The sequence below is a fragment of the Sedimentitalea todarodis genome, from assembly GCF_032595355.1.
Classification (GTDB): Bacteria; Pseudomonadota; Alphaproteobacteria; order Rhodobacterales; family Rhodobacteraceae; genus Sedimentitalea; species Sedimentitalea todarodis.
Genome location: NZ_JASMWN010000006.1, coordinates 134,038 through 149,951, shown reverse-complemented (window position 1 = coordinate 149,951; position 15,914 = coordinate 134,038). Strand labels below are relative to the sequence as shown.

Genomic DNA, 15,914 nt, shown 5'->3' with positions numbered 1-15,914 from the left:
AGCCGGAGACAAATCCGGCAATCAAGGGGAGAAATTCATGTACAAGCGAGCGCTGACACTCACAGCGATTCTGGCATTCGGCGGCGCTGCCGCGATGGCCGACGAAGTCCGGGTTTACAACTGGTCCGACTATATCGACGAGGATCTTTTGACCAAGTTCGAGGAAGAGACCGGTCTCGATCTGATCTATGACGTCTTTGACAGCAACGAGGTTCTCGAAACCAAGATGCTGGCCGGTGGCTCGGGATATGACGTTGTCGTACCCTCCGGCACGTTCCTGCAGCGTCAGATCACGGCCGGTGCGTTTCAGAAACTCGATCCTGCGAAACTTCCCAATCTTGAGAACATGTGGGATGTGGTGTCGCAGCGAACCGAACAATACGACCCCGAGAACGCCTATTCGATCAACTACATGTGGGGCACAACCGGGATCGGCGTGAATGTCGGCAAGGTCAGGGAATTGCTGGGCGAGGACGCTCCGATCGATTCGCTGGAATTGGTCTTCAATGCAGAGAACATGGAAAAGCTGTCTGAATGTGGCGTGCATTTTCTGGACGCGCCCTCTGAAATGATCCCGATGGCTCTGAAATACCTGGGCGAGGACCCCGACAGCCACGACCCCGACGTGATCAAGCGCGCCGAAGAGGCGTTCATGCCGGTTCGGCCCTACATCCAGAAGTTCCACAGCTCTGAATACATCAACGCGCTGGCCAATGGTGACATCTGCGTCGCGGTCGGTTGGTCGGGTGATATCCTGCAATCCCGCGACCGGGCTGCCGAGGCAGACAACGGGGTCGAGATCACCTATCACGCTGCCAGGGAAGGCGCACAGATGTGGTTCGACCAGATGGCGATTCCGGTGGACGCGCCGAACCCGGACGCCGCGCATGTCTTTCTGAACTTCATCATGGATGCAGAGAACATGGCCGCCGCGTCGAACTATGTATACTACGCGAACGGCAACAAGGCATCGCAGGACTATCTGATCGAGGACGTGATCGAAGACCCGGCGATTTACCCGGATGAAGCGACGTTGGACAACCTGTTCACCACCCGGCCATATCCGGCCAAGGTTCAGCGCGTGGTCACACGCCTCTGGACCAAGATCAAATCGGGCACCTGAACCGATATCAGCAAGGCGGGTCAACGGACCCGCCTTTTTGTGAAATCTCGATCCGGGGGCCAACCTTGCAAGCTGTCGAATTTGCGCCGTGGAACGATCCGCAGCAGAAACCACTGATCCGCTTTCAGAATGTGACCAAGCGTTTTGGCGACTTTGTCGCCATCGACGATCTGTCGCTGGATATCTACGAGCAGGAGTTCTTTGCGCTGCTGGGTCCATCGGGTTGCGGCAAGACCACGATGATGCGGATGCTGGGCGGGTTCGAGACTCCGACCGAAGGCCGGATCGAACTGGCAGGGCAGGATATCGGCCCGGTGCCACCGAACAAGCGGGCGGTGAACATGATGTTTCAGTCCTATGCGTTGTTTCCGCATCTTTCGATCTGGGACAACATCGCATTCGGGCTGCGCCGCGACAGGAAATCAAAGGAAGAGATTGATCGCCGCGTTGAAGAGATGCTGAAACTGACCCGGCTGGAAAAATTCGCACGTCGCCAGCCGCATCAGATATCCGGCGGCCAGCGCCAGCGGGTGGCGCTTGCGCGGTCGCTGGCAAAGGCCCCGAAACTGTTGCTGCTGGATGAACCCTTGGGCGCGCTCGACAAGAAGCTGCGGCAGGACACGCAGTTTGAGTTGATGGATATTCAGGAAACCACCGGCACCACCTTTGTCATCGTGACCCATGACCAGGAAGAGGCGATGACCGTGGCCAGCCGGGTCGCCGTGATGGACGAAGGCCGGCTCATCCAGGTGGAAACCCCGGCGCGCATCTATGAAACGCCAAACAGCGTCTATGTCGCGGATTTTATCGGCGACGTGAACATCATCGAAGGTCAAACAACCGCCGCTGGCGACGATCGGTACAGCATTCGATGGTCGGACAGCTTGCCGCCCCTGAGTGCAACCTCTGAAAAGCCGTTCTCGGATGGCCAGACATGTCATCTGGCGATCCGTCCGGAAAAAGTGACGATCACCACCCAAAAACCGGACGGGGCCGACAATGTGGTGCAGGGCAACGTGCTCGACATCGCCTATCTGGGCAATCTTTCGACCTATCACGTCGAATTGCCCACCGGCACGATCATCAAGGCGCAGACGGCCAACACCCGGCGGATCGCGCGGCGCAATATCACCTGGGAAGACCCGGTCTGGCTGTCGTGGACAGCAACGGCTGGCGTCATGCTGGCCGAATAATGCGCCGGTTTACCCTGATCGGGATTCCGTATCTGTGGCTCTTGCTGCTGTTTTTGGTGCCGTTTGTCATTGTCCTGAAAATCTCGCTGTCCGACACGGCGCTGGCGATCCCACCCTATACGCCGACGTTGGATTGGGCAGAGGGGATTGGCACGTTTTTCAGCCAGCTGGATTTTGAGAATTTTGTCTGGCTGACCGAAGACGACTTGTATTGGAAAGCCTACCTCAGCAGCATGCTGATCGCGGTGATTTCGACGGTTCTGACACTGCTGATCGGCTATCCAATGGCTTATGGCATGGCCCGCGCGCCCGAAGAATGGCGCCCGACCCTGATGATGCTGGTCATCCTGCCGTTCTGGACCAGTTTCCTGATCCGGGTCTATGCGTGGATGGGTATTCTCAGCAACGAAGGGTTTCTCAACCAGTTCCTGCTCTGGATCGGGATCATCGATCAGCCGTTGACGATCCTGAACACGAACTATGCGGTGTATGTCGGCATCGTTTACACCTATTTGCCGTTCATGATCCTGCCAATCTATGCGGCGCTTGACCGGATGGATGGCTCGCTGATCGAGGCGGCCGAGGACCTTGGCTGTTCCCGCATGTCGGCGTTCTGGTTGGTGACAATCCCCTTGTCGCGCAACGGGATCATCGCAGGGTGTTTTCTGGTGTTTATCCCGGCACTCGGTGAATTCGTGATCCCATCGCTCTTGGGTGGGTCGGGTACGCTGATGATCGGCAAGGTCTTGTGGGAAGAGTTCTTCTCCAACCGCGACTGGCCCGTGGCCTCTGCGGTCGCGGTGGTTCTCTTGCTGATCCTCGTGGTTCCGATCGTGCTGTTCCAGCGCAACCAGCAGAAACAGGCGGAGGCGGAGACATGATGCGCCTCAGCTGGTTCAACGTGGTTTCGCTCACGCTTGGCTTTGTGTTTCTCTACCTTCCGATGGTCATCCTCGTGATCTTCAGCTTCAACGAAAGCAAACTGGTCACCGTCTGGGCCGGGTTCTCGACCAAGTGGTACGGCGAACTCATGCAGAACGAGGCGTTTCTGGACGCGGCCTGGGTGACGCTGAAGGTTGCGGTGATGTCTTCGACGCTGGCGACGGTCCTCGGCACGATGGCGGCCTATGTGCTCGTCCGGGGCGGTCGCTTTCTCGGACGAACATTGTTCTCGGGCATGATCTACGCGCCGCTTGTGATGCCCGAAGTGATCACCGGCCTGTCGCTCCTGCTGCTGTTCATCGGGATCGGGCTGGATCGCGGCGTTCTGACCATCGTCTTGGCGCATACAACGTTTTCCATGTGTTATGTCTCGGTGGTCGTTTCCTCGCGCTTGGTCACGTTTGACCGGTCTTTGGAAGAGGCTGCGCTTGATCTTGGCTGCTCGCCAGCCGAGGCGTTCCGGCTGGTTACCCTGCCCATCATCGCACCGGCGGTCATATCCGGCTGGCTCCTTGCGTTTACCCTGTCGCTCGACGATCTGGTTATCGCCTCATTCACCTCCGGGCCTTCGGCGACAACTCTTCCGATCAAGATCTTCTCGGCCGTCCGGTTGGGGGTCAGCCCCGAGATCAACGCGCTTTCGACCTTGATGATCGGGATTGTGACGGTCGGGGTCATTGCCGCTTCGCTGGTGTCCAAGCAAAGCCTGATGCGGCAAAGGAAAGAAGAACAGCAGGCCGTTCGCGCGCAATGAAGCGAGTCTTTCCCGCGTTTGCCTATGGCCCTGGACCAAGGGCCGGGTGTTGGTGGGATGAAACCGTCGCCGCGCCGGATTGGCCAAAGCTGGATCATGGCATAGAGGCCGATGTCGCGATCGTTGGCGGTGGCTTTACCGGCATGTCGGCCGCATTCCATCTCGCGGAGCGCGGCTGTCGCGTTGCCATGCTCGAGGCGCAAACGCCCGGCTGGGGCGCGTCGGGGCGCAATGGCGGCTTCTGCTGTCTTGGCGGCGCGAAAACGTCGAATGCCGCCCTGACGCGTGCGTTCGGGCAAGAGGCCGCGCGAGACTACTGGTTGTCGGAACGTGCAGCTGTTGATCTTGTCGATCAGTTACTTGACCGTCTGAACATCGATGCGGATCGCCATTCGAACGGCGAAACCATGCTGGCCCATCGCCCGCGCGACATGGAACGGATGAAACGCGATGCCGAGGAGATGGCGCGCAAAGGCGAACCGGAGCCGATGCTGATCGAGGCCGCCGATCTTGCGCGCCATTGCATGAACGGGCCGTTTCACGGGGCCTTGACGATCCCGGTCGGCTTTGCGCTGAACCCGCGCAAATACCTTTTTGGATTGGCGGATGCGGCCATTGCGCGGGGTGCGCAGTTATTCCAGCAGAGCCCGGCAACCGCTATTCGGCGTGATGGCTTGAAGTGGCAGATCGACAGCCCGGCCGGGAGCGTTACAGCCGACACGGTGGTCATCGCGACCAACGGCTATTCCAGCGAAGATATTCCGGGATGGATGGCAGGGCGTTACCTGCCCAGCCAATCGAACGTGACGGTGACGCGCCCCCTTACCGATGCAGAGATCGCGGCGCAGGGCTGGCACAGCGATCAGATGGCCTATGATACCCGCAATTTGCTCCACTATTTCCGCCTGATGCCGGATCGGCGGTTCCTGTTCGGTTTGCGCGGCGGGGTGTTGTCGTCGCCAGCGGCCGAAGCGCGGGCGCGGAAACGGAATCGGCGAGATTTCGAACAGATGTTTCCGGCGTGGCGCGATGTGCCCTCGCTGAATCAATGGTCCGGCCTTGTCTGCCTGTCTCGCCGCCGCGTGCCTTTCGTTGGCCCGGTGTCCGAGCAACCCGGCCTCTATGCCGGCTTTGCCTATCACGGGAACGGCGTCGCAATGGGGAGTTACTCCGGCCGGCTGCTTGCCGATCTGGCACTGTCGAGGAAACCGGACCTGCCGTACTCCAGGGCGATGACCATGTCGCCCCCCAGGTTTCCACCGGGCGTGTTGCGACGCCTTTTGATTCCAGCGGCCTATTTCTACTACGCTCTCCGAGATCTCTGACATGGCGACGCAGTTTGTTGACAGCACTGCGCATAGCCTCCATGACCCGCACGAAAGTTGTGTGAGGCAAAGCCCATGAAAATTGCGATGGTCGGAACGGGATATGTCGGGCTGGTCTCAGGGGTCTGCCTGTCTGACTTTGGCCATGAGGTCGTCTGCGTTGACAGGGAGCCTGACAAGGTCGCGATGCTGAACCAGGGTGAAGTTCCGATTTACGAGCCGGGTCTGGCCGAACTCATGGCCAAGAACGTCGCGGCCGGGCGTCTGTTTTTTACAGATGACCTCGCTGGTGCGATCGACGGGGCCGCGGCGGTCTTTATTGCGGTCGGAACACCCACGCGACGCGGGGACGGCCACGCCGATCTGCGCTATGTCATGGACGCGGCAAAGGAAATTGCCGCCGCATTGACCGGCTATGCGGTGGTTGTGACGAAATCAACCGTGCCGTTGGGCACCAATCGACAGGTCAAGCAAACCATCGCCAAGGCGAACCCGAATGCCGAGTTTGACGTCGCGTCGAACCCGGAATTCTTGCGCGAAGGGGCCGCGATCGATGATTTCATGCGGCCAGATCGCGTTGTGGTTGGTGTTCAGCATGACCGCGCGGCCGAGGTCATGGCCGAGGTGTATCGGCCCCTTTACCTGCGCGATTTTCCGATCCTGACGACCGATCTGGAAAGCGCTGAAATGATCAAATACGCGGCGAACGCGTTTCTGGCGACCAAAATCACGTTCATCAACGAGATTGCCGCGCTCTGCGAGAGAACCGGCGCAGATATCAAGCACGTGAGCCAGGGCATGGGACTGGATGGTCGCATCGGGGCAAAGTTCCTGCATGCGGGCCCCGGTTTTGGTGGCTCTTGTTTTCCCAAGGATACCAAGGCGCTCGCGCGGATCGGGCAGGATCATGGCCTGCCGATGCAGATCACCGAAACCGTGATCAAGGTTAACGATGAACTGCGCCGGCGCATGGTTGGCAAGATTGTTGATCTGCTGGACGGAGTCGTCGCGGGCAAGACCATCGCTGTGCTTGGCGTGACGTTCAAGCCGAACACCGATGACATGCGCGAGGCACCTGCACTGACGGTGGTGCCGGCCTTGATCGGCGCCGGGGCAAAACTGCGGGTGGTGGACCCGCACGGTCGGCGCGAAGGCGAAGACCTCCTGCCTGGGGTCCATTGGATCGAGGATGCCTACAAGGCCGCGCGAAACGCCGACGCCGTCGTGATCCTGACGGAATGGAACGAATTCCGGGCGCTGGATCTGAAGCGGATCGCCAAACATATGAGTTTTGCCGCGATGGCGGATCTGCGAAACATCTACTCCGCACAGGATGCAAAGCGCGCTGGTTTCAAGCGCTATGTCTCGGTCGGGCGCGCAGATTTCTCGCAATCGGAGTGACCTGACGCACACATCGTTCTTCGCAATGCGGAACACCGTGCGGCCCACGCGATTCAGACGAGGAGCGGCAGACTGTTGCGTGGTGCAGTGAGTCCCGAGCGTTCGAAACCGGCAAAGCGAGGTTTGTCGGACCACATTTCCGGCACGATGGCCCGAAAGACATGTTTTCCGAAATCCGCACGGGAAAGATCGACAAACGCACAGTTCTTGCCATGCCGCGCCAAACGCGCGACGACGTCGTTGAGATCGACCGGCTGTTGGGGCGGTGGAGTCATCGCTGCACCCAGAATCGCCAGGTTGTCGCGCGTGGCTTCGCGCATCCAGATACCAAGCAGCGGATCATCCCGTTGAGCGCGCTGGCCAAGCCCGATTTCGGTTTGAAACATCTCAACAATCGCAGAACAACCGGCCCGCGCGCGGCTCAGATCGCAACCGAACCCGAGGGCCAATGCCTTGCCATCAGGCCGGCAGGAAAGAGCGGCCATCACCGGCACGCCCAGTTCAGTCGTTAGATCGAGCACCATCGTCTGTCGGGCCCGTTCCTCCAAGTACCGCGAAACCGTCGCCGGCAAGTCCAGTGACCCAAGAGGACTGTCAGGCCGGGGGATGTGCTGGTACCACCACTGTCCAACCGCGTCGCGTTCGATCAGCTCAAGAAGCGCGCGTTGTTTCGCGGATTCGGGTGTCGCGCCCGAGGCACATCCAGAGGTGGTTGCAATCGACACGGCGTCCTGATCGCCCGGCTCCCTGCGCCCGACAAGAACAAAGTCTGCAGGGACAAGACAGGTTTCTCCGGACGTGCGTGTCGCGCTCAGCCATTGGGTGGGGCGCGACGCATCGAGAGGGCGAGGGCGCCAGTCCAGCGCGGCGAATGGCGAGACATTCCATGTCTCGCGTTCTGCCAATTGCCGGGACGAGAAACCATTGAGAGCGTCCGGCGAAACCGCGGCGGACCCGAGTTCGTCCAGCGTGGCCATGATCAGTGCTTCGTCGCCCCATTCACAGGTGCAGGCCAATTCGATGGCCTCGCCCAATGCGCTCGCTTCGCATTGTGCGGCATCGACGCCGCGGCCTGCAGCTGCGCGACCAGAGTCAGGGCGAGCCGCACGCGGGAAATCGGGCCAGCGCGCATAGGCCCGTTGATTGGGTACACAAAAGGCGAAATGGCAGGGATCGCCCTCGCGTGTGACGGATATGAGATCGAAATGGTCAATCAATTCACAGTAGTTCAAATTGCCCGTCCGTGCTAGATATCGAGGCAGAAGTGGGCGGGATACGTAGTTGCAATGGCTGGCGCCTTAGACAAGCGCGATTCACGGGATGTGATTGTTGCGCCTCAGCGGCGGACCATACTGTTCGCCGACCTGGTTTCTTATAGCCGTCATGTCGCCAAAGACGAAGCCGAGACGCTGCGCTTCATGCAAAGATGTTTCGAACTCTTTCAGGATTACAGCAATCGCCATGATGGCCGCGTGGTAAAGACCACCGGTGACGGCATTTTGGCACTGTTTGGCCGCGCGCAGAGCGCGGTGGATTTTGCGCTCGAGGTTCAATCGCAAATTGAGTCCATGACGAATGATCATGTGTTTCGTATCGGGATAAACACCGGTTTGGTGGAGCTGACGAATGACGACGTGTTTGGTCATGCGGTCAATGTCGCTGCCCGGCTTGAACCGCTTGCACGACCCGGAGGGGTCTGCGTGTCGCGGGATGTCGTAGTCGAACTCTCGGAGGCGACACGGCAAAACTTCGACTCACTGGGCCCACTGCGGCTGTACAATTTGCCTGGCACCTATGAACCCTTTCAATTCGACGGCGGGTCGGACACGCCCGGAAAAGGCGGCGGCGGAGATGTTCTGCATCTCTCGGTCATTGGCGGGTTGGAGTTGCATACACGCGGTGCCTCCCGCGCCCTGCCGGGAACCCAGGACGCCCGGCTCCTGTTGGCCTATCTCGCGATGGCCCCGAGCCATTCCGAAGCGGTCGGACGGCTTAGCGCGCTCTTGCGGCCGGATGCTGCGCCAAACGAGGCCCGTGAGGCGACGTTTGGCGCGCTCAAATCTCTTCAGGAGACCATCGGAAGCAGCCTTGTCATCAATGACGAGGTTGCCTCGCTAAACCCCGGCCTTGTGCAGACCGACGTGGGCCGGATCGTCCGCAACGCCGCGCGTGGCCGGTTGGATGATCTGCTCACGATCGAAGGAGATTGGGTGCCGCGGCTACTTTCCAGTTTCGGCGAGGTAAATTCCGCGGTCACCTCGTGGTTGGCGCTTGTGCGCAGCGACGTACGCGAGCAGCTGGTGTTCGTTCTCGAGACCGAGATGCAAAGGATCAAGGCCGAGACCGATCCGGCCATTCGGGGCATTGCACAAGCCATCCTCAATATCGAGCCATGCCATGAGGGCGCGGCCCGACGGCTCATGAGTTTTCTGAGCGGTGCCGGCAACGTAGCGGGCGCAATTCGTGTCTATGACCGGCTCGCGCAGAACCTGTCCGTCCGATACGGTCTGTCGCCAAGGCCCGAAACCCTGGCGGCGTCCCGGGGCAAGCCGCAATCCACCCCCAATCTGCGCAATCCCCTTGCGCCTCTCAGGATCCAGGTCCGGGATTTCGAGGGACATTCCGAGGGTATGCACGCGAGGCTTGCCTCGTTCCGGTCGGAGATCATTTCGGGGCTTTCCCGTTTCCGCAGCTGGTCGGTTGTCGAGGGCGATCAGGGTGAATTGCCGGATGTCAGTTCCGATTACCTTCTGAAAGCGCAGCAATCGGCCGGGCGTTCGTGCGCGACGCTCACGCTCTGTGCGGCGGAAACCGGACGGATCGTCTGGAGCGAGGATCTGGATATTGGCGCCGAGCAGATATCAAAGTCTCGTCAGCAGGCGGTCAGCCGGATCGCCGCGATGTTCGAAATGTATGTCCCGACGGATCGGGCGGGAAAGGCCGGTACAGGCGCGCATCACGCGGTTGTAGACGATTGGCTCATGGGCGAAAGACTTCTGACGAAATGGACAAAGCGCGCATTCGAGCAGGGCATCGACAGCTTTCAGGATATTATCGAACGCGCGCCGGAATTCGCCCCGGCTCATGCGAGTCTCGCCAGTGCGTTGAACGTGTTGCACGTGGTGCGACCGGGGTTGCGGCGTGACACTGCCATGGCCAGACGGGCGCTGGATGCCAGCAACATCGCCGTCGAGCTTGATCCGCTGGACGCCCGCAACCGGCTTGCGCTGGCCTGGTCCGCAGCGCTCAAGGGCAATTTCGACCGGGCGGCGCTCAATATGGATATGGCAGAGCGTCTCAATCCGCATAGCCCCCGAACGCTGGCCTCCTGCGCGATGGGGTTCAGCTTTCTGGGCGAGCATGAGCGGGCTGCGCGCGTGTTGGAGCATTGTCTGAATTGTGCGCCGGTTCTCCTCGACTATCAATGGTGCTATGCGGCGTCAGTACGTTTCATGGGCGGCGATGACCTCGGCGCATTGCAAGCTGCCGCGCGGTCCGATGACCGGATCATCGACAATCCCGGTTGGGCCGCCGCAGCCCTGGCAAGACTCGGAAGACATGCCGAGGCACAGACGGCCTTCAACAAGCTCGTCCGCGACGTCAGCGCCGTCTGGGACGGGGAAACACCGCCCACCCCCGCTGACGTGCGGGACTGGTTCGTGAACGCATACCCCATCTGGCATGCCGCAGAGCGTGTCGCTCTCGCAGAGGCTCTGAGTGCCGCCATGCAGGGCGATGGTTAGAGACAGCGCCTGAAGGTGAGCGACGAAAGCAGGTAATCCACATCATCCTCGTCCGTCGTGAGGTTCCGGACATCTTCAGCCATGTCAACGAGGTACTGTTTCCTGCCTAAAGCCATGTCGTCAAAAAGCTCAAAATCGCCTGGAATCGTTACGTTCATGGTCTTTTTCTTGTTATTTGGATTTTTGGCTGGCGTGTCTTCGCGGACCAGGAGTGTCAGCGTTCCTTTCTTTCCGTTCCGCACGATTGATGTTTGATAACCGGAATCATCTATCCCCTCGTAATTCAGTTCGACTTTGAATTTCTTGAGATTGGCGGCTATTTCTGCATCCCTTTCCTCCTGCGAAAGCGTCCATTCCTCGTCGAGATCGCTCCTAAACCCTTTGTACGTAACTGCATCCACAATTGCGAAACTATCGTTTACTTCACCGTTGTATCGCATCCAGATCGAGTACCCGTGGTCCAGACAGGCCTGCAATGTAGTATGAACGATAGCCCCGGGATCGGTTCCAGAGACACCGAATGCAGTCAACAATTTCTCGCCAGTAAATACTTGCCCTAATCGCCGTTTGCTAACTACGTCCCAATCTTGGTATTTTGGTCCCCCGTCGTTCTTTGTAATGACAAGTGATGGCATGAGTATCCCCTTTTCAAGATTTGAGTTTCCAATGGGTCTGCACTACGTCGTGCAGGTCTTTCAGGCCGAACTTTCCACTATCGTGTGAAAAGCCTGGTTTGAAATCTATTCGTAAGATGCCTTCGGGGTCGTTCCAAATGGCGCGAAAAATGGTTTCCATCGTGATGCGGCTGGCAAGCGGGCCAAAATGCTGACCTGACGCGTGCACATCGGCCTCGCGCAGGAAGTATAGCCAGATAGGCGTTTCCGTTAGCAAAGGCTTGGCATGGTCAGACATCAGAAAATCACCGAGGCCGTGCGACCGTGTCTGCGTCAGGCGAATTGCAGGCAATCGACGAGGCAAAGGGGCAGCGCCCGCTTCCTTAAGCCGGTCGTGGGCGAGTGCGGACAGGGATTGGGCGCTGTCAAGGCGCAAGCGATTGCCGCGAACAAGGGTATGCTCCGCCAGGTTGAACGTGCCACTCCCGGTTCCGTTGGGTCGGCGGGCCGACCTCAGGCAATCACCAATAGAGTCGGGCACGGCGAACAAGTCCAGCGCGAGATTTTCGTCAATGGCGGCGGACAGGCTCGTGCGCGCGTCTTCCTCTTCGCCGGACAGCAGAAACGTCCAACCCGCGATCCAGTCGTCTGGCAGGCGGGCCTCGCCTGCCACGTCCACAAGGCGAGTGTTTGCGCTGTGATGAGTGAATCGCAACAAGTCTTGCAGGCTTGCCCCGCCGCCACCTTCACGCCAATGCGGATACCTGTAGCGCACCATGGCGTGGCCAAGCCGGAAGGCCGCCGCCGAAAACTCGATAGGGATCAGGCCCGCGCCGTCACCCAGCAAGGGCCACATTTGCGAACGGATCACGTCGCGGTAGACGATCGGGTCAATCACGCGTGGAAGGTAGTCGTAGAGGACGACCCACTGCAGATGGCGGCGTGCGTCCAGAAACGCTTGCGATTCGTCCGACGTGCGCGCGGCACACACCTGGTAGAACTTGGTGACGAGCACGACAAGCTGCGACAGGGTGAGGGTCTGGTCGTTGCGCATATCAGTCAAAGTCGGTGTTCCGGACTGGCTGCGCGGCAGATCATCCAGACGATCTGCGCTGGTGCGACCAAGGGCTAGTCCGCTGGCTTCACAAACTGAATGGGCTGGAGCGAGGTCGGGATCTTGTTGGAAAATGGATTTGAAATCGAGGGATGCCCGGCGAAATCGGACAGCGGAACCTGAGACGGTCGCCTCGTTCCATGTCAGATCATGCGCAATCAACTGCCCCAGATAGGTGTAGGCTGCAGGAATCCCGATGGCATCAAATCGATACTTCCCCCACCGAGTAGGCCATTCCGCCATCTTGACCGCCAATTCCGAAAGCAGGGACTCGTCGTGCAGTGGTTCGTCGGCCTCCCGGTTCAGCCGGTCATATGGCGTAAACTCAATTTGAACCGAAGAGCCCGCACCAATTGATCGAAAGGAAATGTCTGGCCCGTCAATGTGAGTATCGTATTGCGGGTTCGACCCGTTTTGCGGCTGTCCGTCGAAACTCTCATAGATGCGTAGGGAAGAATCCGGATTACTTAGCCGTTTGGCCTCAACAACCCTTATTCCGTTGTTTTTCAGTATGTTGAAAATCCCTAGATGAAATGATCCGGACGCCGAAAAGATACAGGATTAGCTTATCATAGGTTGAGTCGATTTGATATGGTCGGGATCGCGACAAGGACGACGGGAAGAATCTGCCGATACGGTTCATAGAGATGCTTGCCGGTCGAATTCGGGACTCCGGACGGAACACATTACCGGAATCCGCACAATAGTGCCGGCTGGTGAGCGAGCAAAAACGTGGCTATCCGCGTGCGATGAAGCCGCCGTCAACGATGAGAGTCTGGCCCGTCATCATCCTGCTCGCGCCGGATGCGAGAAACAGAACCGACCCGACAATGTCATCCGGCACCAAGGCTTCGGGAAGGCATTGGTTCTCAAGTTGCTTAGATTTGCTTTCCTCTGTGAGCCAAAGCTCCATCTGGCGCGGCGTCACAACCATACCCGGCGCAACCGCGTTCGCGCGAATGCCATCCCGTCCGAACTCGCGCGCAAGGCTCTGTGTCAGGGAAACGATTGCCGCGTTTGACGAGGTATAGGCAGGGAACCCTTTCATACCTGCCATGTAGGAAACGGATGAAAAGTTGATGATCGTGCCACCGCCATTCGGTTTCATCTGCGCGATCGCAGCCTGCGCCGCAAAGAAATAGGATTTTAGGTTGATCGCCATCGACCAATCCCAAAAGGCTTCGTCCACCTCTTCAGTCCTATGTCGCTGATCATTGGCGGCATTGTTCACAAGAATATCGATTGGGCCAAGCTGTTCTGCCGTCTGTTTCATCGCCGCTTTCAGGGCGCGCGTATCGGTGATGTCGCAGGGCAAGAACAGAGGTGCTGCGCCGAACTGATCCCGGATGTCGTCGCAAAACGCGGTGGCATCGGATCGCTGAACAAAGGCGACCCTGGCGCCCTGCGCGACAAACCCTCGTGTGACTGCTGCCCCGATACCGGACCCGCCACCAGTGACGAAGACGGTCTTTCCTGCCAGGTCGGAATATTGCCCGCAGGCTGAGGATTGCCGGGCGATGTCCGAAGGTGGGGTCACAAAACACCAACCCGAAGTGCACACGCGTGGGCGCGGCGCGTTTCCAATGTGGGGGTTGATCGAGCAGCGCACTGCATTCTCCGTACTCCGGTCATCATGCCTGGGGTGGTGGTCCCGTCGTGTTAGAACCCCGCCTCGTTCAACGAGTGCTGAATATGCGCAAAACCTTCGCGATAAACAGCTTCGGGGCTCTCCGCGAAATCTCGCCAGACCTTGGTGGCGGCCGCGAGGTCGGGCAGTCCGCGCCCGAAGGCCTCGATCGTCAACCAGTCATCATAGCCGATCTGGCGGATCGCGGCATAGGTTTCGTACCAGGGGATGTTGCCACGCCCGGGTACGCCCCGGTCATTTTCCGATATGTGGATATGTTTTATCACGTCCTTGTTGCGAACCAACGCGCCAATCGGGTCCGTTTCCTCGATGTTGGCATGAAATGTGTCATACATCGCCCGGATATTTGGATGCCCGATTGCGTGAACGTGGCGTGCCAGAGAGTCCATCGTATTGAGCAGATAGCATTCGAACCGGTTCACCGCTTCGAGGCAGACGGTCACTCCAACCTTCGACGCCACATCGCCAACCTGGCGCAGGCTGTCGATTGAGCGATCAAACTCTTGCCGGGACGGACCCGTCCCCGAAAAGTGCCCTAGGGTCGAGTGCAGCGGCCCGATGACCCGATCGGCGCCCAAAGCGGCCGTACAGTCCAGCACCCACTTCATGTGATCCAATCCGGCGGCGCGGTGCGAAGCGTCATCGGAGATCAGGTTTTGCGCAGGGTCTCCGTTTGCGGCGGCGGCGGTGCACGCAAGTCCAAGCTCGTCGAGCATGCGCCCGGTTGCGGCAAAATCCTCTGCCGTTCCTTCGAAGACAGGGATTTCCACTCCGTCAAAGCCGGTCGCGCGGAGGTCGGCCAGCAAGGCTTTGTGCTCGGGACCAATCTTTGTGGTCCAGAGAAACATGCACATACCAATTTTCACCGCATTCCCTTCCTCTCATGCCGACGCCTTCCAAACTGGTCTTACCAAAAATGACGGCGCGGACAGTATCGGCAGCGTCTTGTTCCGCTTGTCACGCGGTCAAAATGCCCACCTAATCACAGTAAAGTATGTGTATTGGTCACGTTTGGGAAGAAGAAATGTCAAATTCTCCCACTTGACCGAAATTTACTTCAGGTGCTAACTGGTCGAACCAATTTTGACTTCGGTCAGTGCACCCCGCGCCGGGATTGCGCCGGTATGTCAGGGACTTTCTAAGGGGAAGAGGAAACAGCATGCATCTTTCAACTCACAACTGGATGCGGGCGGAACCGCTCGAGACGACGGTTCGCCGGATCAAGAAAATGGGATATGAAAGCATCGAGATCTCGGGCGAGCCAGATCAGTATGACACCAAGGAAACGCTGGCGCTGCTCAAGGAAAACGGCATGCGCTGTTGGGGCGCGGTGACGCTCACGCTGGGCGATCGCAATCTCGCGGCCAAGGATCAGGGTCAGCGTGAACGCTCAGTGGATTACGTCAAGAGCGTGCTGACCATGGTCAGTGAACTCGAAGGCGAAATCATCACGCTGGTGCCTGCGACAGTGGGCAAGGTGGTGCCGGACGGTACGCCCGAGGAAGAATGGGGCTGGGTGGTCGATGCCACCAGGGAGTGTTTTCATCACGCCCAGAAGGTGGGTGTGCGCATCGCCGTCGAGCCGCTGAACCGGTTCGAGACCTATCTGTTCAATCGGGGCGCACAGGCGTTGGCGCTGGCCGATGCGGTCAGCCCCGAGGTCGGCGTTTGCCTCGACACGTTCCATCTGAATATCGAAGAAGAGGACATGTTCCAGACCATTCGCGATATCGGGGATCGGCTGTTTGACTTTCACGTGGCGGACAACAATCGCTTTGCGGCAGGCCTGGGCCATATCGATTGGTCAAGAGTGATCCAGACGCTCAAGGATATCGGCTATGATGGCGGGATCACGAACGAATTCGTGGCCCCGGTCGACCGGACGCCTGCGGCACCCTATCCCGATATGGTAGACACCAGCCCCACCGATATTTCGCCGGAACAGCTGAAATTTATCCAGGATCACGGATCGAGTGTCCTGACCGAGGAATTCTACGCTCAGCAAATGCAAATCACGGCGGACACGATCCTGCCGCTCATCAAGTAGGTGGTGGAAT

Annotated in this window: 13 protein-coding genes; 8 read left to right on the top strand and 5 right to left on the bottom strand. The window is 58.9% G+C overall.

Going from position 1 to position 15,914, the window contains the following annotated elements; all coding sequences use genetic code 11:
* Nucleotides 1-37 precede the first annotated feature (37 nt).
* The 6 genes from QO231_RS10210 (at nucleotide 38) to QO231_RS10185 (ending at nucleotide 6,738) form a co-directional block, all read left to right on the top strand.
* A complete protein-coding gene (locus tag QO231_RS10210) occupies nucleotides 38-1,123 on the top strand; it encodes a polyamine ABC transporter substrate-binding protein (protein ID WP_316775762.1) in 1,086 nt (361 codons plus the stop codon).
* 65 nt (nucleotides 1,124-1,188) lie between these two features.
* The gene (locus tag QO231_RS10205) at nucleotides 1,189-2,316 is read left to right on the top strand and encodes an ABC transporter ATP-binding protein (RefSeq protein WP_316775760.1); all 1,128 of its coding nucleotides are present in this window, start codon (nucleotides 1,189-1,191) and stop codon (nucleotides 2,314-2,316) included.
* Nucleotides 2,316-3,197, top strand: coding sequence for an ABC transporter permease subunit (locus QO231_RS10200; RefSeq protein WP_316775758.1), 882 nt, complete (start codon nucleotides 2,316-2,318; stop codon nucleotides 3,195-3,197). Before QO231_RS10205 ends, QO231_RS10200 begins: the two co-directional genes overlap by 1 nt.
* Complete coding sequence (locus tag QO231_RS10195; RefSeq protein ID WP_316775756.1) at nucleotides 3,194-4,012, top strand: ABC transporter permease; 819 nt, start codon at nucleotides 3,194-3,196, stop codon at nucleotides 4,010-4,012. Before QO231_RS10200 ends, QO231_RS10195 begins: the two co-directional genes overlap by 4 nt.
* Entirely contained in the window at nucleotides 4,009-5,337 is a 1,329-nt protein-coding gene (locus QO231_RS10190; RefSeq protein WP_316775754.1) for an NAD(P)/FAD-dependent oxidoreductase, read from the top strand. The genes QO231_RS10195 and QO231_RS10190 overlap by 4 nt, the downstream gene beginning before the upstream one ends.
* A gap of 75 nt (nucleotides 5,338-5,412) precedes the next feature.
* Complete coding sequence (locus QO231_RS10185; RefSeq protein ID WP_316775752.1) at nucleotides 5,413-6,738, top strand: UDP-glucose dehydrogenase family protein; 1,326 nt, start codon at nucleotides 5,413-5,415, stop codon at nucleotides 6,736-6,738.
* A gap of 53 nt (nucleotides 6,739-6,791) precedes the next feature.
* On the opposite strand, the gene QO231_RS10180 is transcribed toward QO231_RS10185, so the two are convergent.
* On the bottom strand, nucleotides 6,792-7,970 hold the full coding sequence (locus QO231_RS10180) for a YcaO-like family protein (RefSeq protein WP_316775750.1): 1,179 nt from the start codon (nucleotides 7,968-7,970) through the stop codon (nucleotides 6,792-6,794).
* A 54-nt stretch (nucleotides 7,971-8,024) separates the two neighbouring features.
* Here QO231_RS10180 and QO231_RS10175 point away from each other — a divergent pair, with 54 nt between their 5' ends.
* The gene (locus QO231_RS10175) at nucleotides 8,025-10,481 is read left to right on the top strand and encodes an adenylate/guanylate cyclase domain-containing protein (protein WP_316775748.1); all 2,457 of its coding nucleotides are present in this window, start codon (nucleotides 8,025-8,027) and stop codon (nucleotides 10,479-10,481) included.
* Here the strand turns inward: QO231_RS10175 and QO231_RS10170 are convergent.
* The 4 genes from QO231_RS10170 to QO231_RS10155 all read right to left on the bottom strand — a co-directional run bounded on the left by QO231_RS10170 (nucleotide 10,478) and on the right by QO231_RS10155 (nucleotide 14,723).
* Nucleotides 10,478-11,116, bottom strand: a complete 639-nt coding sequence (locus QO231_RS10170; protein ID WP_316775745.1) for a hypothetical protein — start codon at nucleotides 11,114-11,116, stop codon at nucleotides 10,478-10,480. The two genes, QO231_RS10175 and QO231_RS10170, sit on opposite strands and share 4 nt — an antisense overlap.
* A gap of 13 nt (nucleotides 11,117-11,129) precedes the next feature.
* On the bottom strand, nucleotides 11,130-12,452 hold the full coding sequence (locus QO231_RS10165; RefSeq protein WP_316775743.1) for a peroxidase family protein: 1,323 nt from the start codon (nucleotides 12,450-12,452) through the stop codon (nucleotides 11,130-11,132).
* Nucleotides 12,453-12,945: 493 nt separating this feature from the next.
* Nucleotides 12,946-13,746, bottom strand: a complete 801-nt coding sequence (locus tag QO231_RS10160) for an SDR family NAD(P)-dependent oxidoreductase (RefSeq protein WP_316775741.1) — start codon at nucleotides 13,744-13,746, stop codon at nucleotides 12,946-12,948.
* 122 nt (nucleotides 13,747-13,868) lie between these two features.
* Nucleotides 13,869-14,723, bottom strand: coding sequence for a sugar phosphate isomerase/epimerase family protein (locus tag QO231_RS10155; protein ID WP_316775739.1), 855 nt, complete (start codon nucleotides 14,721-14,723; stop codon nucleotides 13,869-13,871).
* Between the two features lie 293 nt (nucleotides 14,724-15,016).
* Here QO231_RS10155 and QO231_RS10150 point away from each other — a divergent pair, with 293 nt between their 5' ends.
* A complete protein-coding gene (locus tag QO231_RS10150) occupies nucleotides 15,017-15,904 on the top strand; it encodes a sugar phosphate isomerase/epimerase family protein (RefSeq protein WP_316775737.1) in 888 nt (295 codons plus the stop codon).
* Nucleotides 15,905-15,914 lie beyond the last annotated feature (10 nt).